We start from the raw sequence: 25147 nt of genomic DNA, 5'->3' as shown, positions 1-25147 counted from the left end.
CAGGAGTGCCCGTCCTACCCGAGAAGACCAGATGTCCAAAGCTCTCACCATTCACCTGACCGAAGACGCGGCGATCCTCGCCGTGGTCAGCCTTCCTGGTGGAACTCCCACGCTTGAAGCGTCACAAAAGTTCAATTTTGAGTCGACGGACCTTGCAGCTCAGGCCAAACAACTCGCCGCCGCCATCGAGGCCATCGACGGAAAGAAAACGGCCGCCACAATTGTCCTCTCCCGCGATGCCGTCCGCTGGCAAAACTATCAACTCCCTCCTGCTCCTCTGGAAGACTTACCTGACCTGGTCGCCATGCAAGCGATGCGTGATCATCCGCTAGCGGGAGAAGACGAAGGCTTCGATTATCTCCCCATGGAAGGCGATGAGCAGACTGCCCACCGCGTCTTGGGAGTTGGAGTTAGCGTGGATCAGCTACAGCGAGTCCAGAAGATTTGCGATTCGGCAGGGGTAAAGATTGCCCACTTAGTGCCTCGACCCGTTGGTTGGACAGGGCTGATTGACGACGCAGCTCAAAAGGCGAACGTCACCGCAGCACTCGAGACTGGCGTCGCAACGATCTGGGCCAAGAACGCAGACCGCGTGGTGAGGTTGCGTACCACGCCGATGCCTGAAGGAACGTCGCCTCAGATTGCTGCACGACTACTTACTGGAGAGCTACGGCGAACCAAGCTGACGCTTGTAGACATCGCTGTGGACTCTGCAGAGCCCACGACCGTTTGGGTGGATGGTTCTTCGACTCTGTTTCCTTCGATTTCCGATCAGCTCTCCGAAGGAGTTTCGCTCCGCGATTATCGCGAACTCTTCGACAACTCGTCGGAGACCGTGACAATGGAAGAAGTTGCCCCCTTAGTGGGAATTGCATCCGACGTGTTGCGAGGCAAGGCCCCGCTCCTCGACTTAGTCAATCCGCGCCGCGGCGTTGAAAAACCAAGCAACACACGCACTTGGGCACTCGCTGGGGTCGCTGCGACGGCACTGCTAGGCTTCGTCGGCTGGCTAGGCTTCGAAAACGTAAACGGTCCGCTTCGTGCCGCCGAAGAGGCGAGAGAACAAGCCGCACTCTATGAGGAACAACTCAAAGAACTCGCCGAAGAACAAGAGCAGCATAGCAAAGTGCTTGAGTGGCAAGCCAACACGGTCAACGTCCTCAACGAACTGACGGCACTGAGCGAAAAGATTCGTCCTGTTTCGCTCGCTGATGAGGAATTCCCCAAAGATCAAGATGTGCTGACGGTTGAAATCGATTTGGTGAGCGATGAATGGACGCTCACCACCTTAGCGAAAAGCGCTGCCGCGGCAGAGCCCCTTGAAACTCGTCTGCGAAATGATGGACGCCGCGTAACTCGCCAAGTGCTGAGAAAAGAAGAGAAAGCCAAAGAGGGCTACCAGTTTCGGCTCGTCGAAAAACTACAGCCCGCAGAGGTTTCGGCGGAGGAACTGCCATGACGCCTCGTGAAAAACTTCTAGCAGGCTTGGTCGGCGTGGCCGGTTTGCTCTACGCGGCTAGCGAAGGGTTCACTCGCTACCAAACTGCGTTGGAGTCAAGCGAAGACGAGCAACTCCAGGCTGAGTCCGATCTCCAGTCGGCCAAGCGGGCTCTCTCGATGGCTAAGCGAGCGCAGCGAAAACTACGGACACTGCAGAAGCGATCTCTGCCAGCCAACCCAGATATCGCCCGTTCGCTCTACCAAGACTGGCTTCGCCAAGTCGCTAGCGATGCGGGGATCAAAGAGGCGTCCGTCGTTGATAGGACGAATGCTCGCTCCTTTGGTGAGGATGACGAAGAGCAGCGAGAACTAACTTTCGAATTAACCGGCGATGCATCAATCAGGCAGGTTGCTCGCTTCCTGCACGATTTTTACCAGACGAACCATCTGCAAAGGATTTCCAAAGCGAACTTGCGTCCCATTGAGGGAAAGAGTGACGTCAAACTCACGTTCACCGTCGATGCCCTTATCCTGCCCGCGGTAGATCGAGAAGATCGCCTCGCCGAGGAGGTACAAGCGGACTTGGCCATGTCGCTTGAGGACTATTCGCAGTTGCTCGATTCGCGCAACCTATTCGCCCCTTTCAATCCCAAGAGCGAGGTCAAAGAGACCGTCGCCAAGACCGAAGAACCGGGCGAGGATGAGGAAGCGAAGCAGACCCTCTTCACAGGCGCGACCTACGGCAACGGCTGGGTGATGGCTGTTCGCCAAGAGAAGTCGGGCGAGGTGTCGTACTACAAGATCGGTGACCGCCTGGAAATCGGCAGAATCAGGGGCAAGATCACCGACCTCGACGGCCGTCGGGTCATCTACCGGACTCGCGAAGGGCAATTCGAGCTGCGCCTCGGCGAGGCCTTCTCCGAAGCGGTCGCCGTCGAATCCTCGACGGAATCCAGCGCTCAGGCACGCAGCCGCAAGCAACGCTAGCAGACGATTCTTCACCATCTCTAGGTGATTAGCTGGCGCTCGTGTTGAAGTTTGACGATTATTCCGATTATGCGGGCAAACCCTATGCGCCGAGGGACTGCCTCCGCAGCACTATGCAAACAGCCTGTTAGAGCGGAACAACTCGTCTTACGAATCACAACGTCATGCCATCGAAAAACATCAGCTCGCAACTCACCATCGGCGGATTGGTGAGGTTGATCGCCATCCTGCTTTGCGTGGGAGCTGGCGTAACGATGTTGATGCGAGGCTCGGAAGCCGCCAAGGCTCAGCGAGAACAATCGATTGTTGGTCCGCGATACGTCGCTCAAGCGGACTTGCTTCCAGAGCCTTCTGGACCAACGCTACGCGAGCAACAACAGCTACCAGCAGGCAACGCTCGGCAGGACCGAGTAGCCCGAACCCAGCTGAAAAGCATGAGCTTCCAGGAGCTTCACCTCCGCCTTGAAAAGGCTTTAGGTCGTAAGCTCACCGTGATTCGCGATGATCAGCAGCCCTGGATGCGTGTGGTCATCGAGGAGCCCAAGGCTGGGCAAGCGAAGGCGACTCCGGTCGTGATTAGCGGCAACCTTCGCACTGGCGAACTGAGCGTGGCGGGTCGCCCCGATCAAGTACGCGCTTGGCAGAAGATCATCTCAGCTCTCGATGCACCGCGCAAGCCAACGGAAGACGCCCAGATCGTTCAAACGAGTGGCAAATCGAACGCGAAGGTCAGGCAGGTGCTTAACTTGCTGCTCGCTCAGAATACTCCAGAAGGCGCGAGAAACCCGAATGAAGCAGGCGTTACTTCAGACAATCCCACCGACAGCATGTTGGGGCCGGTTCAGATCGAGGTGGTCGAAGGGACTGACTTCCTGATTATCGGCGGCAGGCCAGACGATGTGGCTCGCGTGCAAAGAATTATTGCTCAGATCGAAGCCCTCAGCGCCATCACTGAACCGAAGATTACCGTTTATCCACTACAGCACGTCGATTCGACCTCGATTGCACTTCTCGTGCAAAGGACCTTTGATTCCGGTGCAAGTGTTGCTTCGCTTGATCGGATTTACGGGTCGCTTCTAGTGCTTCCGCTTGGCAAGCCCAACGCGGTCCTGCTCATCGGCCAACCACAGGCGGTCGGTAAAGCAACCGAACTGCTCCAAAAGCTCGATCTGCCCGGGAAGACGCTCACTCAATTCGAAGTGTTTCGCCTGAAGTTCGCCAACGCCTTGCTGGCACGGGATGCCATCAACAACGCTTTTGGCTCCGACGATCCGCAAGTAGCGACGACATTAAGCCCGAAGGCCGTCGTCATCGCTGATGAGCGAACCAACGCAGTCATCGTGCGGGCCGGACCGCGCGACATGGCGGAAGTGAAGGCTCTGATCGCGGAGATCGATCGCCCCGGCGGTGATGCTGAGAACGACTTACGCATTTTTAAGCTCCGCAACTCAGTGGCCGATGATCTGGCACCCGTCTTACGCGACGCGCTGCTGGGTAGTAGCGACGCCGATGATGCCGACGCCGCTCGACGTGCTGCGGCTTTGCTGAGGCTGATCACTGTCGATGAAGAAGGACGCCGCCAGTTGGAATCGGGGGTCCTCTCGAACGCCAAGATTACGGCGGATCGTCGCGCGAACGCCTTGGTCGTCACGGCTCCGCGAACTGCCATGCCGTTGGTGGCTGCCTTGATTGAGCAGCTCGACCAAGCCCCCGACACGACCGCGGAGCTGAAGGTCTTCACCATCAATAATGGCGATGCCGTTAGCCTGGCCGATATGCTGGAAAACCTCCTCGGTACTGGCGAGGATGGCGATGACCAAGGGCAAACACCTTTCCAGCTTCGCTTCTCCGTTGACGAACGCACTAACAGCATCATTGCCGCGGGCAGTCGCGATGAGTTAATTCTTGTCGAGGCGATTCTTCTGAGGCTCGACTCCAGCGACGCTCGTGAGCGTGAGAACCGTGTCTACAAACTGAAGAATGCCGACGCGGAGCAAGTTGCCATCGCCTTGCAAGATTGGCTCGAAGGCCGTCGTGACGTACAAGAAACGGCACCCGGTGTGGTCAGCCCTTTCCAACAGATCGAACAAGAAGTGGTGGTCGTTCCTGAGATCAACAGTAACAGTCTCATTGTCTCGGCGGCTCCGCAATATTACACCGAACTTACCAAGATCATCGAAGAGCTTGATGAGCAAGCCCCGATGGTCATGATCCAGGTTCTCATCGGCGAGGTCCGCCTAGGCGATGCCGACGAGTTTGGTGTCGAACTCGGCTTGCAGGATTCACTGCTATTCGATCGCAGTTTACTGGAAGATATCAATCGTTCGACGAACACGACCATCGTGAATGATGCTGGTGGCGGTTCGACGACCTTTGAGCAGCAAGTTATCGACTCGGCTCGGTTTACGCCGGGCTTCAACTTCGGGGACCCTAACCAGGCTCTAGGCAACGCGGGCAGCACGTCTTCCTTGGCCACGGCTAGCAAGGTTGCGGCTCAGGGGCTGTCGAGCTTTGCCGTCGGGCGAGTGAACCCTGATCTGGGGTTTGGCGGACTGGTCCTCTCTGCAAGCAGCGAGAGCGTGAGTATGCTGCTGCGTGCACTCCAAGAGTCACGCCGACTTGAGGTGCTGAGTCGTCCGCAGATCATGGCGCTCGATAATCAAACAGGGCGGGCCTTCGTAGGAGAACAAGTCCCCATTATCACAGCAAGCAATATCGACCAGTTTGGTCGCCAGCAAAATATTACCCAACAGGTTGGAGTCGGGCTGGAACTGCTTGTTCGACCACGCATCAGTCCCGATGGCTTGGTGGTGATGGAGGTTTACGCCAGCAAGCAGGAACTCGGCCCCCTGAGCCAAGGTATCCCGATCGCGGTCGCTCCGAACGGCGACCCGATTCGCGTGCCGCGAATCAACGAGACAACCGCGGAAACCACGATCAGTGCCGTCGACGGGCAGACGGTTGTTCTTAGCGGACTTTTGACGAAACGCGACTCAGCCTTGCATCGTCGTGTGCCGTTGCTGGCAGACATCCCGCTGCTAGGAGACCTCTTCCGCTACGACTCTACTTCGACCGTCCGAACAGAGCTGCTGATCATCCTCACTCCGCATATTGTGCGAGATCGCCACGAAGCGGAGATGCTCAAACAAGTCGAATCCGCACGGATGAACTGGTGCCTCTCCGACGTGATTGAACTCTCGAGCCCGCAAGGATTACGAAGCGTTGGAGATTCCGCAGGGGCAGCCTATGCAGAAACGGTTTACCCAAGCGATCTCGCCCCTGGCGAATCATACCTGCAGGGACCACCCGTAGAAGCACTACCGGACGGCGATACGAGCAATATGCTTCCGCCGCCAAGTTATCAGCAATAGCGACCGACATGGCACGTAGCACGATCCTATGATGACCACAAAGACTCAAACCAAATGCGGATACCTCTCGGTTCTGCTGACCCTCGCAATCCTTGCGACGCTGGGGTGCAGCAGTACGAAAAGCGACGGTTGGAAATTCGCCAAGAGCTGGGACGTGCGCATGGCAGTTGGTCTGAAATCCGACGAGCCCGAGGCCCCGCAGACACCCTCACGGCTGGTTTGCAGTTGGACACAAGCCGTCCACCACCAAGGCGGCTCACAACCCAAACGAGGTTTCGGCGGGCGGATTGTTTTCTTCAAACGCGATTCCGACTTGCCTGTCAGAGTTGACGGGCAATTGGTGGTGTACGCCTTCGACGAATCCGACCGCGAGGCTCACGAGACGCACCCGACCAAGCGATTCATCTTTCCGCCGGAGCAATTTGTCCGTCACGAAAGCTCAACGAAACTTGGCCCCGCGTATAGCGTGTGGCTCCCTTGGGATGCCGTCGGCGGACCGAAGAAAAACATCACGCTGATTACCCGCTTCGAGCCGCGCGAAGGCTCGCTGATCGTGGGAGAGCCGACCAAGAATCTCCTGCCTGGGACTCTACCCCAAACGCAGAATACGATGCTGGCAAAGCGAGCCTCGCCTTCGGAAGTCAAGTTGGCTAGCTTTGAAGAGAAGAGCCAAGCCGCTAGCTCTGACTCGACAAACCAGCTGAAGACTGCCACTTTTCAAATTCCGAAAACGCTGGGCGAGAAGTTGGCCAAGGCTTCGCAGGAACAAAAATTGACAGAACGACCCAATCAAGCGAAGGTGACGTCGCCAGAATCTTCTGTCGCAACTACCGCGAAGCAAGAGGGCGTTAAGGAGCCGAAAGCTCCGGCCCGTCGCTCACTTCGTTCTGAACCTCTAAAAGATTCTCTACGCGCGACACTCCCGGCTCAATAGAAGCGAGTCGTTCGGCCAGTTGGCGATCTCGCTCGGTACGAACTATACCTCGCAGCGTGACCACGCCATCGACCAGTTCGGCTTGCGTCGCTGGCAAACTCCTGATTGCCGCGGCTCGACTTAATGTAGCATTTACTGCCTGCTCTGTTTCTGAAGTCGTAGGCAACTGGTATTCGAATTCGGGAATCAACTTGACCCGAATTGGGTCAGGTTGCTCACTGCGACGACGTCGATCGCGTCGCCGTTGACGGCGGAGATCGTTCAAGTCCTCAATCTCACGAGCAATCGCACGCGCATCGGGTTGGCGATTCTGCTGATCCAAGGTGCGACGAACATCCTCGGCATCGCGGCCGACGAACCCATCCTGGCGAAAACGTTCCTGTTGGTTGGAACGCAGGCCGGTGATGTTGCGATTCCTTAGGCCCCCCTGCTGACCGAAGCCTTGCCCACCCCCGAAACCACCTTGTCCAAAGCCTCCTTGACCGAACCCGCCTCCAAACTGCCCAAAGCCCCGTTGTCCGAAACCGCTACCGAACTGGCCGAAGCCACCCTGACCGAAACCTCCTTGACCGCCGAACTGCCCGAACCCGCCCTGTTGGCCAAACTGGCCACCGTTGATCTGAGCCTGCGACTCACCCGCAATAAACATCAGGAAAGAGACCATCGAGAAACCGACGAGTATTCGCTTTTTCATTTTCGACTCTTGGCCTACTGCGTGGGACAACGGAAGACTCTCCACTTAAACCCATTATAGTTAAAGGGCCTTGATTCTGCGCGAACTTCTCTACTGAGAAACCATCTTTTGTTCTTGAAGTGACTAACGTCTGGGAATAGAAATCTGGTAGTGCCTGCGTTATCGCGAATTCAAATTGGAAAGTTGGCGACCATGGCAGACTTCAAAGTTACGGAATTAGATGAAGACCTCGATTTCAGTAACCTTCCCTACTGGGACGTCGTCATCATTGGAGCTGGCCCGGCAGGTCTAGCAGCAAGTCTCACCACGGCCCACCGTGGCCTAACCACTCTGGTGGTCGAAGCCAAAAACGAACCCGGCGGCCAGCCCCAGTTTCTCTACGCGGACAAGAAGATCGTCGACATTCCTGGCTTCCCTGACGGCATCAGTGGCGAGGAGCTCTCCTCTCGGGTCTACCGGCAAGCTGTCGACGCTCTGGTGCAATTCCGCTTCAACGAAGAGCTCGTAACGGTCGAAGAGACCGAACAGGTTGAGAAAGAAGACCTCCTGAAGCGTGTCGTCACCAAAGACGGAGAGTATCTGTGCCGCAAAGTGATTCTCGCCTGCGGGCTGCTGCACTTCCCAAGAAAGCTTCCGGTGCTTGATGCCCTCGAATCGAAGAGTGTCTTTTACAAGATTCCCAAAATTGGTGACTACGACGGTCGTCACGTCGTTGTGGTTGGTGGCGGTGACTCTGCGTTTGATGCAGCCGTGATGGCACGCGATCGCAATGCGGAAGTGGACGTCATTGTTCGTGAAGAAACGCCCATCGCAAAGAACGATTCCGTCGAGCGTTTGATCGCCTCTGGAGGCAGAGTTCATACGAGTGCGGAAATCGAGGAAGCGGAATTTGACGCCGGTGCAATCAGCTTGCGACTTATCGATGGTACGCCACTATCTGCAGATTACGTCGTGGTGCAGATTGGCTTTCTGTCCGCCAAAGAAACGTTCCAAAGACTGGACCTCCGCCTCAACGACGATGGCAGCATTGCTATCGATCCTTATTTTGAGACAAGCCGCCGCGGCATCTTTGCAGTAGGCGATGTCCACGGCGACATCAAGCTGGTAGCCGTCGCATGGGCTGAAGGGATTCAAGCGGCCATCTACGCTTTCAAAGAGATCACCAGCCCCTATTGGCTCAACGAGAAACGTTTGCGTGACCAAAAGATCGCGATGATCGGAGATAAGATCGCACAGGGGGCGGGAAAGCGAACGTAGCGGCTATTGCGAACTGCCGTCGCTGCACAGAAATTCCAGAAACTCTTCATTTCCTGCGAAACCCGCTACCTCTGCCTGGGGTTTAGCAGTTTGTTGGTAACGCACTTCGTTTATTGCCAACGCAGACAAGTGACACGTTGCTTTGTCTCCAACTTTTCGCTTGTCAGGCAGATTCCTGTTGGTTACGCTGCGGATAGAGAAGATTAGCATTCACGCTTCTTCTCACTTTTCTGCTGAAATAGCGTGCAAACGCAGGTCAGATGTGCTGGGGGGCACAGGCCGTCAAATCCCTATTTTTCTAGGGCGACTCCGCTGAAGGAGTGACGGGCCACCTTGTGTTTTTGTGGGTTAGACCTGGACTGTTCCGGTCTAAACTGTGGGCCAATCGGGGGCGACTGGCTTTTCAATTGCAAAGGTTCCAATTCCGAACTTTGTAGTGCAAGGACTGCGAATCTTCCACCAAGGCTGAAGAATTAACTGCGCTGGCGGTACGCACGTAGGCTGCCGCTGACTGATCTGTGAGTTCTATCCCAAGCTAAAAAGCGAACACTTCTTCGGTTTCATTCTCGAAAAAGAAGGACGTTCGTTTGCGTAGAAGGTGCGCACGTAGCCGGCCGCTCGCGAGAGGATGCTGGAAGTATGGGGCGTCTCATTAACCGTGAACGGAGCCTTAGAAATGTCGAAATCTCAAAAGAAGAAGCGAATCCTGAAGAAACGAAAGAAGCGTGCGCAAGCGTACAGCAGGCGGACTCGGATGGAGTCTCTAGAAACGCGTACACTGTTGGCGGCTGACTCTGCCATTGTCGACCTGGCAAGTTTCGAGGACGTCGATCTCGAAAACCCTCCAACCAGCGTGGTCATCGCCGAAGGAACCGACGAGGCGGACCGCATTGCGGCATTCGTCGACGAAAACAATCGCCTGCATGTGATCGTCAACGGTGACCAGCGCACGTTCAACAGTGATGAAATCGACGGCATCTACGTCCTCGGTAAGGACGGCGATGATCTAATTCGCATCGACGCCTCCGTTGAACAATGGACGCATATCCGTGCCGGCGACGGCAACGACGGCGTCCAAGGCGGTTCAGGGAACGACTGGATTCTCGGCGGAGCCGGTCGAGACCGCATCCGCGGCGGAGCCGGCAACGACCTGATTCTTGGTGGTCGTGGAGCCGATGTCATCGCTGGTGGCGCCGGTCGTGATGCCATTCTTGGCGGCCTTGGCAACGATCGTCTCAACGGCGGAGACGACGATGACGCCATTGCTGGCGGCAGCGGTAACGACCGTATCGCTGGCGACGCCGGTAACGATTGGCTGTTCGGCGACGGGACGAATGAAGTCCCCGATGACTATGCCGGTCTCTACGACTACGCTCGCCGGTACGCCAACGTCAACGAGGGTCGCGACGCGATCTCTGGTGGCGAGGGCAATGACGTCGCACTCGGTGGTCGTGGTCACGACGGCATCCGTGGTGGCGATGGCGTCGATATCCTGCTCGGCAATGGTGGGAACGACCGCATTGCTGCTGGCGACGCTCGCGACTACGTGCTCGGTGGTCGTGGCTCCGACGTGCTCGACGGTGGCGAAGGGGACGACCTGATCATCGGCGATCCGGTAGACCTTTCTACTGACCCAGGCGACCCAGTCGATCCTGAGATCGATGACGAAATCGTTCGTGAAGATCTACCGAACGCGAACGAGTTGTTCCGCGCGATCGATAACCAGTTCGACGAAGCAGAGGAGGTACCTGCCGAAGGTGACGGAGTTCTCACAGCCACAACAAATGCCGTGGACCTCGCCTTTGCCGCCAACGACCTGATCTATGGTCGTGGTGGCAACGATACGATCCTTGGCATGCTCGGTGCCGACCGCATTTTCGGCGGTCGTGGCAATGATCGCATCTCCGGCGGAACCGGCAACGACATCGTCAACGGTGGCCGCGGCAATGATACGATCTTCGGAGCCGCTGGCAATGACTGGATCGACGGCGGCGCTGGCGACGACAACCTCCACGGTGGTCGTGGCAACGACATCATCCTCGGTGGCATTGGCAACGACAAGCTCGTTGGCGGTGTGGGTAGTGACATCCTTGTCGGCGGATTGGGTGCCGATAAGATCGACGCCCGCGACGGCGAGGTCGACTTCTTGATCATCGACGGCGAGGATGAAGTCGAAAAAGATGATGTGGATGTTGTCTTCTAAGGGGACATGGGGAGTCACATCCGAGCGCCAGGGGGCCTGGAACAGGTCCCCTGGTTTTTCTTTTCACTTGCTTGCATAGACTTGCTCACTCCGTGATAATCTTCGCTCGCCTATTGGCCGGTAATTTTTACGGAGAGCAAGATGGAATTTGTCGTCGAAAATTCGAAGGGAATGCAAGCTAAGTTCTACTCGCGTGGTGCCACGCTAGCCGAGCTTCATGTGCCTGATACCAACGGTCATCTAGCCGACGTAGTCCTGGGCTTTGACAATGAGGAGAACTACGCCTCGGGAGCCAACCAACATTTTGGCTGCACGACAGGGCGTTACGCCAATCGGATTGCCAAAGGACAGTTCACCCTCGACGGCCAAGAGTATCAACTGGCTATCAACAATGGCCCGAACCACCTGCACGGTGGGCCAGAGCGGGGACTCGATAAGGTTGATTGGTCAGGCGAGAAGTTTGAGAACGAACATGGGCAGGGAATTCGCTTCCAATACGTGAGCCCCGATGGCGAAGAGAACTTTCCGGGAGATCTCGACTGCACGGTGATTTACACACTCACCGAGAACAATGCACTCCGCATTGAGTACGTCGCCACCACGACGAAGCCAACGCACGTCAATCTCACGAACCATAGTTACTTCAACCTCGCAGGGCACGGCACAGGAAGTGTCATGGATCACGAAGTCCGCATCGACGCGAACCAGTACACCGTCGTGGATGACACCTCGATTCCCACCGGCGAATTACGAGACGTTTCCGGGACTCCTTTCGACTTTCGCGATTCTCAAGCACTCGGCAGCCGCGTCGATCAACTCACAGGTGCCGATGCTGGAGGCTACGATCACAACTATGTGCTTAACGGCGAAGCGGGAACAACGCGCGAAGTTGCTGAAGTTGTCGATCCTAAGTCGGGACGCCGCATGGTCGTCAGCACCGACCAACCTGGCGTGCAACTCTACATCGGCAACGGCCTGCACGGCCAAACCGGCAAAGAGGGAAAGAAGTACGACTATCGTTCGGCCGTCTGTTTAGAAACCCAGCACTATCCGGACACACCCAACCAGCCAGACTTCCCCTCGACGTTGCTCAGACCAGGCGAGACTTACCGGCATGTGTGCGAGTACAAGTTTGAGTAACAAGTCGTAAGGGTTTACAAACCAGCAGGGAGCGTCCGCTGTCGCTCACGCACCCTAGATGTTGACTTACTCTTCGAACCGAATCTCGAGGATCTCAAAATTGTTCGTTCCCGCGGGAACTTCTACGGCAACCTTTTCGCCAACTTTCTTTCCGAGTAATCCTTGGCCAAGCGGGCTGGTAACGAGGATCTTTCCTTCATCGTAGTCCTCCTCGCCTGCTCCAACGAAGGTGAATTCTTCCGTGTCACCAAAGTCGAGATCCTTGACTTTAACAGTAGCCCCAAAAACGACTTGGTCTTTGGGCATGGTCGACATATCGATGATGTCTGCCGTGGAGAGCTTGCTCTTGAGCATATTGATCTTCGCCTGCAGCATCCCTTGGCTTTCGCGGGCACCGTGATACTCGGCGTTCTCTTTGAGGTCCCCCTCGGCACGCGCTTCGGCGATTCGCTTTTCGATCTCCGGCATCAACTCGTTTTCCATGTGGTCGAGTTCTGCCTTGAGCTTGTCATAACCCTTGCGGGTCATCGGAGTGGTATCCATAATCGCCTCACTTTGGCGCCGCCCGAGAGCGACTCTTCGAAAATATGTTCAATCTCGCAAACAAAACGGGCCTTCCCGTTGGAAGACCCGTACAGATGCTTATTGTTTCAATTCCCGTTGCGAATGTAAACCCAGTCTATGGTTCACTCCTCGCCGATGTAAAGCATCCGTCCGCACGCTTTGCAGAAACAGGGTTTTGACAGCAAGAGATCATTATGCATGTTGAGAGTCATCTGCTGGCCGCAGCCGGTGCAAATCCGCCCATCGGCTCGCGACATGCCATCGGCTCCCTTGTTGCGGATGACGCGGTTGTAATCCTCGCGAATATCGCCCGCGAGCCCCTTCTCAGATTCCGCCAGCTCACCTACAAGTCGCTGGATATCCGCTTTGACGAGTACGGCTTCGGCACTGATCTTCTCGCGAAACTTCGTAAGCTCAGATTCCGCAGCCTTGGCTTCTGTTTCCGCATCTTTGACGCCGACTTTTAGTTGCTCTACTTTGTCAAACGATTCCAAAATTTCATCTTCCAAAACGCTGTTCGCCATCTTCGCAGCGGCAATCTGTTCTTGCAGGGCGTGGAACTCTTTGTTGCTGCTACTCGTGTTCAGCTTGCCGCCCAAGTCCTCGATCTTGTTCTCACCAGACTGCAAATCAAGTTGCTTCTGGTCAGCTGCCATCTTGGTGTTTTTGAGGTTCTCCTGAGCTTCTGCGAGCAACTGCTGATACTTCTGCACGTTCGCTTCACGCGCTTTGATCTGGCGGGGGCCACGTTCTAGGCGATCGCGCAGATCGGCTAACTGCTGGTGGATGCGGTGCAATTCTCGAAGTAATTCGGCGGCAACAGCCATGTCGTCTCTTTCTGCTCTGCGGAAGGGAACTACCCATTGTAGCGTTCCCTGCGCAGACCAGAAGGCGGTAGAAAAACCCCGGCAAGTCCCAAACCAAGTGGTTCAGGTCTGCCGGGGTTGGATGCCACCAGATTCGATGATCGACCACTACGCGGCTGCGGGGAGGTCCACGTAGTCGGAAGCTTCATCATCCATCGGAACGGTTGCGGGCTCGTCCCAGGCAATTTCTTCCTCGATCACCGGACTGTCAGCGACGTACTCGGCCAGTTCGCTGCTGCGGACTGGGTTTTGCAGCTTCTGCACTGCCTTCGCTTCAATCTGACGAACGCGTTCGCGCGTAACCTTGAAGATGCGACCGACCTCTTCCAAGGTATAGCAATAGCCGTCAGCAAGACCGTAACGGAGGCGGACGATCTCGCGCTCGCGATAAGTGAGAGTCTTCAGCAGGTCGGAGATCTTATCACGTAGCAAAGCATTATTGGCGAGCTTCAAAGGATTATCGGTATGATCATCCTCGACAAATTCGCCAAAGCTGCAGTCATCGCCCTCGCCAACAGGACGATCAAGGCTTACTGGCGTGCGTCCAATGTCGAGAACGTGCAAACTTTCTTCGAGGCTAATGCCGGCTTCGATGGCTGTTTCTTCATGCGTAGGGATACGTCCCAGTTCGTGCTGCAGACGCTTGGCCGTCTGTTGCAATTTGCTCAGGACGTCGATCATGTGAACTGGGATACGAATCGTACGGGCTTGGTCAGCAATCGCGCGAGTAATCGCCTGACGGATCCACCAAGTCGCATACGTCGAGAACTTGAAGCCGCGGCGATACTCATACTTGTCAACTGCCCGCATCAGGCCCGTATTGCCTTCCTGAATCAAGTCGAGGAAGCTCATGCCACGGTTGCGGTACTTCTTGGCAATCGAGACTACCAGTCGCAGGTTGCTACCGGAGAGATCGCGTTTCACTCGCTCAAATTCCTCTAACTCCGCACGGAGGAATACGCAACGCTTTCGTAGGCTGCTCGGAGTCTCAAGCGTTTTCTCCATCAGCTTTTGCAATTCTTGTCGAACCGGTTTGATGCGGGTGTCGCTCGCTCCTTCGGCCTTCAACTCGTCGAGCTGTTTCTTCAAGAAGTCCATCCGGCGAGACATTTCCGAAAGGGCGTCCATCAGTGGTTGAACGCGACGGGTTCGCAGGCTCATTTCTTCGACCAAGCGAAGCATCTTACGGCGGCGACGTAGGTAGCGCTCGCGAGCCTCGCTCTTCTGCTCCTTCGGCATGAGCTTGCTGGTCAGGATTGCAAAATCTCGCTTCTGTGATTGCATCAGCCAACGAAGCGTCTTCAAATTGTGCGGCATCCGGGCAGCGACTTGTGGCTTCGTAAGACGCTCTGTCTGCGAGACCTTGATCGTCCGATCGAACGGCAACTCGCCTCCGTGAACCTTTTCGAGCACTTCGACGGTTGCTTCGAGAGCGTAAAACGAACGCAAAATGCTACGACGCATCCGCTTTCTGGAAATTTCAATCTTCTTCGCCAAGTGAACTTCCTGCTCGCGTGCGAGCAGTGGGATCTGACACATCTGCGAGAGGTACATCCGAATCGGATCGTCGGTCAGCTTTGGGATATCCGCTGCAGTGAGTTGCTCAGCCTCTTCCTCCGGCTCACCCTCGGGCTTTTCAGCGTTGTAGTTCAGCGGAGAGTTCGGATCGTCAACGATCTTGACGTTCAGACCGTCGAGCAGATCGAGCAAGAGATTCATGTGACGCGCGTCATTCACCTCGTCGGGTAGAAACGCATTCGTCTGATCGTAAGTCAGATAACCCTGCTCTTTGGCGGTGGCGGCTAGGGCTTCGAGTTGGCTGGTGAGAAGTTCAGTCTTGGTTTGGGCTGTCGTATGTTGGGTCGCTGTTTGTTGGGTCATCGTTAATCCTTTCACACATCATGTGCAATCGGGATTTTGCCGAGCAAGTTCGCGACGGGAGCGATCTTGCAATGGCGGGCACGAATCAAACCTCTCAACCTTCCGTGGATGAGGAACCGGTCTGACCGCGTTCTAGGTCTCCAAAAAGTTTCTTTAGGACTTCATCCTCACTTTGAGGATCGAGTTTCTGTTGTCGCAACTCAGCGAGTTGCGTTTGGTGACGCGCCTCTTCGCGTCGTCGGGCGGCTGAAGCGAATAAATCGCTCATCCGCTGTTGAGGATCGCTCATCGTCCGAGCCGAGTTGCGTTCGTCGCAGTCGATGAGAAAGTTCTTGATTCGTTGGTCTTCGGTGGCGAGCATCAATTGTTCAAAGGTTGGCAAAGTGCCAATCTCATGCAAGTCGCGGGCTCGCTGGAAGATCTCTCGGGCAACTTCCGAAGCCGCATCGTCGCTGCTGACTTGCGTCGCCATCATCGGCAACGCTTCTGGTTGCAGCAGAACCAACTCGATCAATTCGCAGTCCCAAGCGGTTGGCTTGGTGAGTTGCACCGACGAGGACGGTCCTGCTGAAGTCAGGGCTGCTTCATCAGGCATCTCTTCACCTTCGTACTCCGTGACCGCTGGAGTCGGAGGGCGAGTTGTGTTTCTTTGAACGGTCTTGCGTAGTTCTTTGAGCCGTGTGCGAAGCGTGTCATCGGCAACACCAAACTGACGAGCGATGCGACCGAGCATCTGTTGCTCGCGGACCAAAGCGGAAGAGGCAGCACTGACGCCGCCGGGAAGGGCACGGGCGAGCGTGGCGAGAATCGACTCAACGGCTTGCGCTGAGCTGTGCGTTGATCGGTTGTTGGCTGCTAACGATTGCATCACAAAATCCATTTTGTGAGTGAGTGCATCTCGCGATTGTTTTAACAACTCACGAAAAGCGTCGCTTCCTTGCGATGCAACAACATCACATGGATCGGCCCCGGCAGGCAACCCCAAAATTTTTAATTCCACCTCATATTTCACGAAGAGTGCTAGCAGATTGTCCAGGATGTCCATCGTGCGCCGCTGCCCCGCGTCGTCTCCATCGAGGACGAGTGTGATCGTGTCGGTGAACCGCTTTACCAGCGGCACATGCTGCTCACCCAGGGCTGTCCCCAACACCGCCACGGCATGATCAATACCGTGCTGGTGGGCCATGATCACGTCGGTATAGCCCTCCATGACCAGCACTTCGCCCTCGCGAGCGATGCCAGAACGCGCTTCATCCAACGCATACAGTTCGCGACTCTTGCTGAAGAGCGGGGTCTCCGGGCTGTTGATGTACTTCGCATCCCGCTCGCCAGCAAACTCCGGCAACACCCGCCCGCCAAAGGCAATCGGTCGCGAACGGACGTCCCGAATGGAAAACATCAACCGCCCGCGGAACCGATCGTAATAGCCGCCGCTGTCACGCTTGCCAGCACAACCAATGCGTTCCAAAACCGCTGGCGAAAAGCCAGCCGCTGCTCCCCGCTTGGTGAGCCACTCCCAGTCGTTCGGCGAGAAGCCAATATGAAACTTCGCGATGCTTTCTTCGTTGATTCCGCGTTCAGCCAAATAGCGTCGTGCAGGTTCTGCCGCGGGAGAGCGTAGGAGCATCTGATGGAATTGCTCTTCGCACCAAGCCAGTGCTCTGAACAGGTTCTTCCGGGCAAACTGACTATCCGCCGGAGTCTGCGGACCGCTTGGTCGTAAAAGTTCGATCCCGGCACGATCCGCGAGCATCTCCAGCGCTTCGCGGAATTCAACCCCTTCAATCCGCATCACAAAAGTAAAAATGTCGCCACCGAAATCACACGGCCAGCACTTGAACGTCTGGCGTTCAGGGTTCACCTGCATGCTCGGGCGCGAGTCGTCATGCCAAGGGCACAAGCCGATGTACCCTCGTCCCTGCCGCCGCAATTGAACGTAGCCACCCACGAGATCGACAATGTCGATCGCCTGGCGGATCTGCTCCTTGGCGTCCTGCATTTCGGCTAGTGACATGAATCAGGCTTCTTTTTTGAACCACAGAGGGCACGGAGAACACGGAGGTTTGTTAGCCACTCGTCTTCCACTTCCGATTTTTTCAGAACGGAAGAAATCAGCAGTTCATTTTTATATTTTGTGTTTGTCTGACTGTTCAGAAATGAGACTTTAATACGCCAAATTTTTCTAACCAATAAAAGAACTCGAAAGAGCTTGAACGAAAACCTCCGTGTTCTCCGTGCCCTCTGTGGTAAAAAACATCCACGGTCCCTTATCGACGAGGCCGAGCCCCCACCGTCACTTCCAAAGTCTTCTCCGCCACGCCGCCATTCGTGTTACGCAAAACTTCGACAGGGACTTTCGCGCCAATGGGTGTCGCGGCGATGGCACGGCTCAGCAAAGTTGGGTCGTTGTACGGCTGGCCGTTCCAAGTGAGGATCACATCGTTGCGGCGAAATCCAGCATTGTGCGCCGGTGTGTTCGCAGTCAACGTGTTGACGAGCACTCCTTGGTTGCGGTCGAGCCCCAACTGGCGGGCCATTTCGTCCGGGACTTTTGTCGGCATGACGCCCAGGAAACCGCGTTCGACATAGCCATCACGGCGTAGCTTCTCGTACGTGTCTTTTGCCAGTTCGCTGGGAATGGCAAAGCTGATTCCCTGAAAGCCTTCGCCGAAGATCATGTTGTTGATGCCAACCACTTCGGCGCGGGAATTGACCAACGGGCCGCCACTATTGCCCGGATTGACTGCCGCGTCGGTCTGGAGGAACTCGTTGTAAGGACCACGGGTGATGCCGCGGCGTTTCTTCGCACTGACAATCCCCGACGTGACGGTTTGCTTCAGTCCGAAGGGGCTTCCGAACGCCCAAACGGGTTCGCCCACTTCGAGGTCTTCGCTGTTACCCCAAGCGGCAGGAGTGAGATCACCGAGCTCGGTCTTCACAACGGCCAAGTCGAGATCGGGATCAATGCCGATAACGCTGCCCGAGCCCGTGCGGCCATCGCTTAACTCAATGTCAACTGAGTTGACCCCACGCACAACATGCTCGTTCGTCAGAATGTAGCCCTCTTTGTCCACGATTACTCCCGAGCCCTGACCTTGACCGTTGCCCATTCGGGTGCGTCGGTTGGTCCGGATGCTAACGACGCTCGGTCGCACCACTTGCGGAAGAATGGTGTACGCTTCGACCTGCTGGGCGAGTTGAAAGTCGCGCATATTTTCGCGGGCAACATCCGCCTCGGCTCTCTCTTTAGCGGCAGTCAGGCTGTATTGAATGCGGCCAGCAAAGTAGGGCACAAGCAGTCCAAGCAGCAGGAGCGTGGAGAGACCGAAAAAAATCCGCAGCAGTCGGTTCAATCGCGCTTGGTCCTCAAGCGCGTGCCGAGCTTCCATTTCGCTCCCTGTAGGCGTCGGTCGCTCCACGCCAGTGGATGAAGCAGGATCGATCGGTTGGCTCTGCGGAGGCGGTGCCCCCGTTGAAGGCGAAAGCGTCGGTGGAAAGGATTCGTCGGTCATCAGTGGTAATCAGAAAACCGGTCGCGTGCTAGAATCGGGAAAAACTGTCGCTGCACGTGGCTGGCCTAGTTGCGTTTGACTTATTGTAGCAATTATTCGTTGGCTTGCAGCCAAACCGACATCCGGCTGCATGAGCTGATAACCCTTGCGAAATCAGTCCGTTAAACCATACGCAATACGCAGAGTTTCGTTCGCAGTCTCCTCCTGATCGACCTGAGCGATGGCCTCGAAGTTCTTTCCACCTGCTGATGAAGCTTCCCCAGACGGACTGGTCGCCATTGGAGGGGATCTTTCGCCAGAGCGCCTCCTCGACGCTTATCGCCACGGGATTTTCCCCTGGCCTACCTTCTCAGAAGACCCGATGCTCTGGTGGTCGCCCGACCCACGGGCACTCATGCCATTGGACGGCATGTACGTTTCCAAGCGTCTGGAAAGAAGAATCCGCAGCGGCAAATACAAGCCGACGATCAACCAAGCGTTCTCAAAGGTGATCGAGGCGTGCTCGGTCGGCCCTGGGCGCGAACTCGGAACCTGGCTCAGCGAAGAGATGATCGCCGCTTATGTCAAGTTACACACGCTCGGCCACGCCCACAGTGTTGAGGTTTGGAATGAAGCTGAACTCGTGGGCGGCATTTACGGAGTGGCCGTCGGAGGAGCTTTCGCAGGAGAAAGTATGTTCCACCGACAACGCGATGGCTCGAAGCTCGCCCTTTACTATTTGATTGAGCATCTCACCAAACAAGGTTTTCGCCTGCTCGACATTCAGCAGTGGACCGAACACACTGGGAGTCTTGGGGCAATTGAGGTGCCTCGTGAGGACTTTCTCAAAAGGCTGTCGGGTCTAGTTGGAATGAGAGTGGAGTTCCGACCGTGAAACTAGAAATTGGAAAAAAATATCTCTGGGTTTTCTTCATCTACTTCTCTGTATTTTGCATGGTTTTGTTTCTGAAAGCTCTTTCTGACGCAATTCCCCTTTCTTTGATCGCTTGCTCTCTCCCAGTATTCATGGCCTTCTTGCTCTATTCCCAAATACGTTCTGGCGTGGCATTGGATAGCTGGTGGAGAGCAACTCATCCTGCTGGCAGTATCGCATTTAAGGCAATGATCGTTTGGAATTCGTTAGCAATTCTAGGCATGTTAGTCATGGCAGTACTTTCCGTGAGGGACGAGTTTTTCTGAATAGGAATTAACTCAGTAAATTTTCGCGACTAACTATGAAACGAATAGTCACCGAAGAAGGCCGCACAGACTCCATCGTCAATCGTCTCCTCAGCGAAGCTGCACGCGAAGGCGAACTCGGCATCGCCTGGGCACGGCTTGTCGTCGGCGCTACAGTGACACTTGCGTGGCCGATCATCCACGGCAGTAATCTGGTGGCACTTGTTCCGCGAGCGGTGGCTGCTTTTTCATTCGGTCTGTTGGGCCTTTGTTGGTCGATCTTTGTCATCTGGAGATTGCGAAAGGCGACCCCAAAGCCAGCACTGACATACGTTTCCATCGCGATCGATGCAATCTTGGTGAACGCATTGGTCCTCGCCTACGTGATCGCACCGGGCGACTCGCATCAGAGCATCGTCGAAGTCCACGGCACTTCGGTGGTTTACCTGGCCATCGTCACCGCAGGCGTCAGGCTTTCAGCTAAGGCGGCTCTGTTTGGAGCGATCATCAATAGCGTGATGCTGATCGCTCTTGTCACCGCAAGTACGATTAAAGTCGACAACCTAAAGATCATCGGCTGGGCCGAATGGGTCACAGTCGGCGTGGCACTGGCTGGCTCGACGGTTCTTGGAGTCACGATCGCCACACGGACCAGCCGCCTGGTTCGCCAAGCAGCCCGCGAAACGTTGCTCGCCGAATCAGCAAAGACCAAGCTTGGCGCATACCTCTCTCCTGAAGTGGCCAGCGTCGTCCTCAAAGAAGCCGACCTTCGGCTTGGTGGAGAACGACAAAGCGTTGCGGTGCTTTTTTCTGACCTCCGTGGCTTTACCTCCTACGCGGAGTCACTCGACCCAGAAGACATCGTCGAGCAACTCAACGCCTACATGAGCGTCATGGTCGATACGATCACCGTACATAAAGGGATTGTCGATAAGTTCATGGGCGATGGAATAATGGCTGTCTTCGGAGCCCCCGTACCCAGCGAGGACGACGCCGACCAAGCCATCCAGTGCGCGCTTGCAATGATGCGTGCCATCGACGAACACAATCGACTCAGAGAAAATCGCGGACTTCCAAAGCTTCGCCACGGTATCGGCGTCCACTATGGTCCGGTAATCGCCGGCAACGTCGGAACTGCCCAGCGCGCCGCGTACACAGTGATCGGCGACACGGTCAATTTAGCGAGCCGGTTAGAAGGCGCCACGAAGAAGTTCGACGTGGACCTACTGGTCAGCGAAGAAACAATCGGGGCCTGCCAACGCCCGCACGGACTCGTCCAGATCGACCATATCCAAGTACCTGGGCGGGAAGGCTCGGTGACTGTCTTTGGGCCACAGAAATAGTGGAAACAACGCAATGGGTGGCTGGGGTCAGCTGGAGGCTGCCCCCAGTTTTGAGAATCTGGGGGCTCGCTCAACTCGTCCCCAGCCACCCAGCTAAGTTCATGAAGCCGCCTATCAACTCGTCACGGGATCAACGGTCGCAACACACCGTGGCTCACCTGCAGTGATTGCCGCCGACGAGCAAGATCCCCCTCGAACGCTTCATCTTCGACCTCCACGCACACTGGGCCATCGTAACCAGCATCCGTGAGAGCCCCGAGGAATGCTCCCCAACTGATGTCTCCGTAGCCAGGGATCTTCGCCGTGCTGCGGCTCATCGGCGGCTCAAGCGAACCAATCTCGTTGAGCGAGTGCGTATCGACACGCATGTCTTTTGCATGGGTATGAAAGATTCTCGGGCCGAATTCACGGATCGGTGCAATAGGGTCAATGAGTTGCATCCGCAGGTGGGACGGATCGTAATTCAGGCCGAAACTCTCCGAAGGGATAATCTCAAACATCCGCCGCCAGATCGCTGGCGTTCGGGCCATGTTCAGACCAAACGGCCAAGTATTCTCAAACAGCATCGGGCAGTTCTCGATGCCGATCCGCACACCCTTATCTTCGGCGTACTTCACGATGTCTGGCCAAACCTGTTCGTATTGCTTGAAGTTCTCTTCCAGATTCATGTTCTTGTTGGCACCAATGAACGAGTTGGTAGTCGACAAGCCCAGCATCGCCGTCGCGTCGATCACCTTGCGCAGATGCTCGCGAGAAGCGTCGGCTTGATCCTTCTCAGCGGAGAGAGGAATCGAGTAGTAACCCAAGGCAGAGATCGCAACGCCATACTTCTCAGCCAGTGCGTTCGTATCATCCGCTTGAGATTGTGAGAAATCGACGCAGTCGAGATGACAGACCCCGCCATACTTTCGGTCAGGTCCTCCCGGCGGCCAGCACATCACTTCCACGCAGTCAAAGCCGAGATCACTGGCGTGCTGGAACACTTCTTCAAGAGAAAGATCGCCAAAAATGGCGCTGACAAAACCTAACTGCATAATCGGTATCCTAGCTTGATTGAAAAGCTTGTTCTAAGTCCGCCTGGAGATCCTCGACTGCTTCCAATCCAACAGAAAGCCTGATCAACCCATCACTAATGCCATGCTTCTTCCGATCCTCGGCATCATAACTGGCGTGCGACATGCTGGCGGGTTGCTCGATGAGCGATTCCACAGCCCCCAGGCTCACGGCTAGTTGGAACAGCTTCGTCGACTCGACGAACTTCTTTGTTGCCGCGTAATCGCCGTTCAGTTCGAAGCTAAGCATCGCCCCGAAGCCGCCCTGCATTTGCTCCTTCGCAACCTCATGGCCGGGGTGCTTCAGCACCCCGGGGTAATGAACCGCCTTAACTTGCTCGTGAGCGTCAAGCCACTCAGCCAATTGTCGTGCGGTCCGCGACTGTTCCCGCACTCGCAGTTCCAGCGTCTTCAAGCCACGCGAACAGAGAAACGCTTCCAACGGGCCCATGATTGCGCCAGTGGCGTTCTGCACGAAGTACAACTCGTCGAACAGTTGCTTGTCTTTGACCACCAGCGCCCCGCCCATCAAATCGCTGTGACCGCCGATGTACTTGGTCGCCGAATGCATCACGATGTCCGCACCAAGCTCCAGCGGACGGGTGAGAACGGGCGTTGCAAATGTGCTATCCACACCAAGCAGCACGCCTTTCTGTTTCGCAATCGTCGCACAGGTGGCAATGTCGGTGATCGTCATCCGGGGATTGCCCGGACTTTCAATCCAAATCAGCTTAGTGCTGGGAGTGATTGCGGCAGCAATGTTCTCAGGATTAGTCGCATCGACGAGGCTGACCTGGATACCCGCCCGATTGCAGACTTTATGCAGCAACCGATAAGTGCCACCGTAGATGTCGCTCCCGGCAACGACATGATCACCCGAGGAAAGCATCTCCGTTACGCAATGTGTGGCGGCCATTCCCGAAGCAAATGCCAAAGCCCCGCAGCCCCCTTCAAGTGAAGCGAGCGTCTCCTCGAAACCCTTTCGTGTGGGATTACCTGAGCGAGAATAGTCAAACTCCCCCCAGTCACCCGCGCCGGGCTGGACAAAGGTCGAAGCAACGTGCAACGGTGGAACGACCGCACCGGTCTGCTTACAGGCTTCATTGCCGACGTGGATGGCGCGCGTTCGGAATTCCATGTTTACCTAAGTTGTTTTTTCAACCACAGAGAACACGGAGAGCACGGAGGTTCCTGTGATGTTTGTAGCCGTCTTTATCAGCATTGAGTTACTATGTGGAAATTGATTGGCGATAGTTATTGACGAGGAATGACTGTCACTCGATTAAGAGTATTGCCTTCGTCAGCAAGCTTTAGAACCCTCACCAATTATTCTAACAAACCTCCGTGCTCTCCGTGTGCTCTGTGGTAAATACTAACGGTCCAGCGCTTGAGAAAGGTCAGCCACCAAATCGTCGCCGCTCTCGATACCACACGCCATCCGGATCATGTTGTCGTAGATTCCAAACTGTTCCCGCTCCTCCGGTGTGCACTGGTAGTAGCTCATCACGAGCGGCTGCTCAATGAGCGATTCGACACCGCCGAGGCTCGGCGCGATGCGGGGGATCTTTGCTGCATCGACGACATCCGCAGTGGCTCGCCAGTCCGCATCTTTCACCAGGAAAGTCACCAGCCCGCCGTATCCCTTCATGAAACGCTGCGCGACCTCGTAGTACGGATGCGATTCTAAGCCAGGGTAGTAGACCTTTTCCACACGCGGATGCTGCTCTAAAAACTTAGCCACCTGCAAGCCGTTGGCATTGTGACGTTGCATCCGCAATTCAAAAGTCTTGAGTCCACGCAGCAAAAGATAGATATTCTGCGGACCGTTGACAGCACCCATGATGCCGCGGAGCTTGCGGACCGGTTCGAGCTTTTCCTTCGAACCCACAACCACACCAGCCAGTAAATCGTTGTGACCACCGAGATACTTCGTGGCTGAATGAAGCACGTAATCCACACCTGCGGGGATCGGACGCAGATTGTAGGGCGTAGCGAGCGTGGCATCGATCAATGTCTCGACGCCCTTCGAAACGCCGATATCCACAAGACGATCAAGATCGACGCAGCTCATGTGCGGATTCGTCGGCGACTCGCTGATCAGCATCTTTGTGTTCGGCGTGATAGCTGCTTCCATGGCATCGTAGTCGCACGCCTTCACCTGTTTGGTGACGACACCAAACCGTGACATGTGCTTCGCGCAGAACTCGCGGCTGCGGTGGTAACACTCATCGAAGAAAATTACCTCATCGCCCGCGTTTAGCTTCGCCATCAGCAGACCGACAAACGCCGCCATACCGCTGGAATATAGCACGGCATCCTCACCCGCTTCGAGCGCAGCGAGCTTTTTCTCGGCAACACGCTCGCCCGGACTACCGTAGCGGCCATACTCCTCGCGCGGCTGCTCTTCCTCGATGAAATCGATCACCGACTGCGTGTCTTCAAATGTGTAGGTCGACGCGCAAAAAATCGGATCGGTGATCGAGTCCCCCGGCTTCTGCCGTGCCTCGCCAGCGTGGACCGCTAGCGTTGCTAGCTCGGGGTCCTTCAGGGGATCGTTCGTTCCACGATTGTTCGCGTCGGATTCATTCGCGTTCGGCATTTCAAGCAAACTCATCGTTGAGTTACCTCAAGAACAAAGCGTTCAGCATGCGACCTCATGGCTTGAAACCACGAAAAAAGCCGCAGACACGCTCGGTGCTGCGGCTTTGCTAATGATCTGCTTAGTGCTTACGTTACCACGCCTGT

At 55.8% G+C, this 25147-nt stretch carries 19 protein-coding genes; 10 read left to right on the top strand and 9 right to left on the bottom strand.

What is annotated here, in order from left to right; translation table 11 throughout:
- Window positions 1–31: 31 nt before the first annotated feature.
- From RIB44_04365 to RIB44_04350, 4 genes are all read left to right on the top strand, one after another.
- Window positions 32–1459: a hypothetical protein gene (locus RIB44_04365; protein ID MEQ8615808.1), complete on the top strand. Its 1428-nt coding sequence runs from the start codon at window positions 32–34 to the stop codon at window positions 1457–1459.
- Window positions 1456–2427 carry a hypothetical protein gene (locus tag RIB44_04360; protein MEQ8615807.1) on the top strand — a complete coding sequence of 324 codons (972 nt, stop codon included), beginning with the start codon at window positions 1456–1458 and terminating at the stop codon, window positions 2425–2427. The genes RIB44_04365 and RIB44_04360 overlap by 4 nt, the downstream gene beginning before the upstream one ends.
- Window positions 2428–2591: 164 nt before the next feature.
- Window positions 2592–5798 (top strand): secretin N-terminal domain-containing protein, encoded by a 3207-nt coding sequence (locus tag RIB44_04355; GenBank protein ID MEQ8615806.1) that lies wholly within the window; start codon window positions 2592–2594, stop codon window positions 5796–5798.
- Between the two features lie 31 nt (window positions 5799–5829).
- A complete protein-coding gene (locus RIB44_04350) occupies window positions 5830–6732 on the top strand; it encodes a hypothetical protein (protein MEQ8615805.1) in 903 nt (300 codons plus the stop codon).
- Here the strand turns inward: RIB44_04350 and RIB44_04345 are convergent.
- Window positions 6647–7426, bottom strand: coding sequence for a BON domain-containing protein (locus RIB44_04345; protein ID MEQ8615804.1), 780 nt, complete (start codon window positions 7424–7426; stop codon window positions 6647–6649). The two genes, RIB44_04350 and RIB44_04345, sit on opposite strands and share 86 nt — an antisense overlap.
- Before the next feature lie 192 nt (window positions 7427–7618).
- On the opposite strand from RIB44_04345, the gene RIB44_04340 reads away from it, so the two are divergent.
- From RIB44_04340 to RIB44_04330, 3 genes are all read left to right on the top strand, one after another.
- Window positions 7619–8683, top strand: coding sequence for an NAD(P)/FAD-dependent oxidoreductase (locus tag RIB44_04340; protein ID MEQ8615803.1), 1065 nt, complete (start codon window positions 7619–7621; stop codon window positions 8681–8683).
- Between the two features lie 676 nt (window positions 8684–9359).
- Window positions 9360–10886 (top strand): calcium-binding protein, encoded by a 1527-nt coding sequence (locus RIB44_04335; GenBank protein ID MEQ8615802.1) that lies wholly within the window; start codon window positions 9360–9362, stop codon window positions 10884–10886.
- Between the two features lie 141 nt (window positions 10887–11027).
- Window positions 11028–12026 (top strand): aldose epimerase family protein, encoded by a 999-nt coding sequence (locus RIB44_04330; GenBank protein MEQ8615801.1) that lies wholly within the window; start codon window positions 11028–11030, stop codon window positions 12024–12026.
- A 66-nt stretch (window positions 12027–12092) separates the two neighbouring features.
- Here RIB44_04330 and greA read toward each other — a convergent pair whose 3' ends face one another.
- The 5 genes from greA to RIB44_04305 all read right to left on the bottom strand — a co-directional run bounded on the left by greA (window position 12093) and on the right by RIB44_04305 (window position 18849).
- Window positions 12093–12572: a transcription elongation factor GreA gene (greA, locus tag RIB44_04325; GenBank protein MEQ8615800.1), complete on the bottom strand. Its 480-nt coding sequence runs from the start codon at window positions 12570–12572 to the stop codon at window positions 12093–12095.
- A 140-nt stretch (window positions 12573–12712) separates the two neighbouring features.
- Window positions 12713–13417 (bottom strand): phospholipase, encoded by a 705-nt coding sequence (locus tag RIB44_04320; protein MEQ8615799.1) that lies wholly within the window; start codon window positions 13415–13417, stop codon window positions 12713–12715.
- A gap of 147 nt (window positions 13418–13564) precedes the next feature.
- Window positions 13565–15337 (bottom strand): sigma-70 family RNA polymerase sigma factor, encoded by a 1773-nt coding sequence (locus RIB44_04315; GenBank protein ID MEQ8615798.1) that lies wholly within the window; start codon window positions 15335–15337, stop codon window positions 13565–13567.
- A 94-nt stretch (window positions 15338–15431) separates the two neighbouring features.
- On the bottom strand, window positions 15432–17351 hold the full coding sequence (dnaG, locus tag RIB44_04310) for a DNA primase (GenBank protein ID MEQ8615797.1): 1920 nt from the start codon (window positions 17349–17351) through the stop codon (window positions 15432–15434).
- A gap of 253 nt (window positions 17352–17604) precedes the next feature.
- Window positions 17605–18849 (bottom strand): trypsin-like peptidase domain-containing protein, encoded by a 1245-nt coding sequence (locus RIB44_04305; GenBank protein MEQ8615796.1) that lies wholly within the window; start codon window positions 18847–18849, stop codon window positions 17605–17607.
- Between the two features lie 220 nt (window positions 18850–19069).
- On the opposite strand from RIB44_04305, the gene aat reads away from it, so the two are divergent.
- Genes aat through RIB44_04290 form a run of 3 tightly spaced genes read left to right on the top strand, consistent with a single transcriptional unit; the run spans window position 19070 to window position 21350 of the window.
- On the top strand, window positions 19070–19723 hold the full coding sequence (gene aat, locus RIB44_04300; GenBank protein MEQ8615795.1) for a leucyl/phenylalanyl-tRNA--protein transferase: 654 nt from the start codon (window positions 19070–19072) through the stop codon (window positions 19721–19723).
- Entirely contained in the window at window positions 19720–20028 is a 309-nt protein-coding gene (locus tag RIB44_04295) for a hypothetical protein (protein MEQ8615794.1), read from the top strand. Before aat ends, RIB44_04295 begins: the two co-directional genes overlap by 4 nt.
- A 35-nt stretch (window positions 20029–20063) precedes the next feature.
- Window positions 20064–21350: an adenylate/guanylate cyclase domain-containing protein gene (locus RIB44_04290; GenBank protein ID MEQ8615793.1), complete on the top strand. Its 1287-nt coding sequence runs from the start codon at window positions 20064–20066 to the stop codon at window positions 21348–21350.
- Between the two features lie 122 nt (window positions 21351–21472).
- On the opposite strand, the gene RIB44_04285 is transcribed toward RIB44_04290, so the two are convergent.
- The 3 genes from RIB44_04285 to RIB44_04275 all read right to left on the bottom strand — a co-directional run bounded on the left by RIB44_04285 (window position 21473) and on the right by RIB44_04275 (window position 25016).
- Window positions 21473–22384 (bottom strand): sugar phosphate isomerase/epimerase family protein, encoded by a 912-nt coding sequence (locus RIB44_04285; protein ID MEQ8615792.1) that lies wholly within the window; start codon window positions 22382–22384, stop codon window positions 21473–21475.
- Between the two features lie 10 nt (window positions 22385–22394).
- Window positions 22395–23540, bottom strand: coding sequence for a PLP-dependent aspartate aminotransferase family protein (locus RIB44_04280; protein ID MEQ8615791.1), 1146 nt, complete (start codon window positions 23538–23540; stop codon window positions 22395–22397).
- A 234-nt stretch (window positions 23541–23774) separates the two neighbouring features.
- Window positions 23775–25016, bottom strand: coding sequence for an aminotransferase class I/II-fold pyridoxal phosphate-dependent enzyme (locus tag RIB44_04275; GenBank protein ID MEQ8615790.1), 1242 nt, complete (start codon window positions 25014–25016; stop codon window positions 23775–23777).
- Window positions 25017–25147 lie beyond the last annotated feature (131 nt).

The organism is Lacipirellulaceae bacterium, from assembly GCA_040218535.1.
Classification (GTDB): domain Bacteria; phylum Planctomycetota; class Planctomycetia; order Pirellulales; family Lacipirellulaceae; genus Adhaeretor.
The sequence above is the reverse complement of the archived record's forward strand: the minus strand, read 5'-3'. Positions and strand labels throughout refer to the sequence as shown.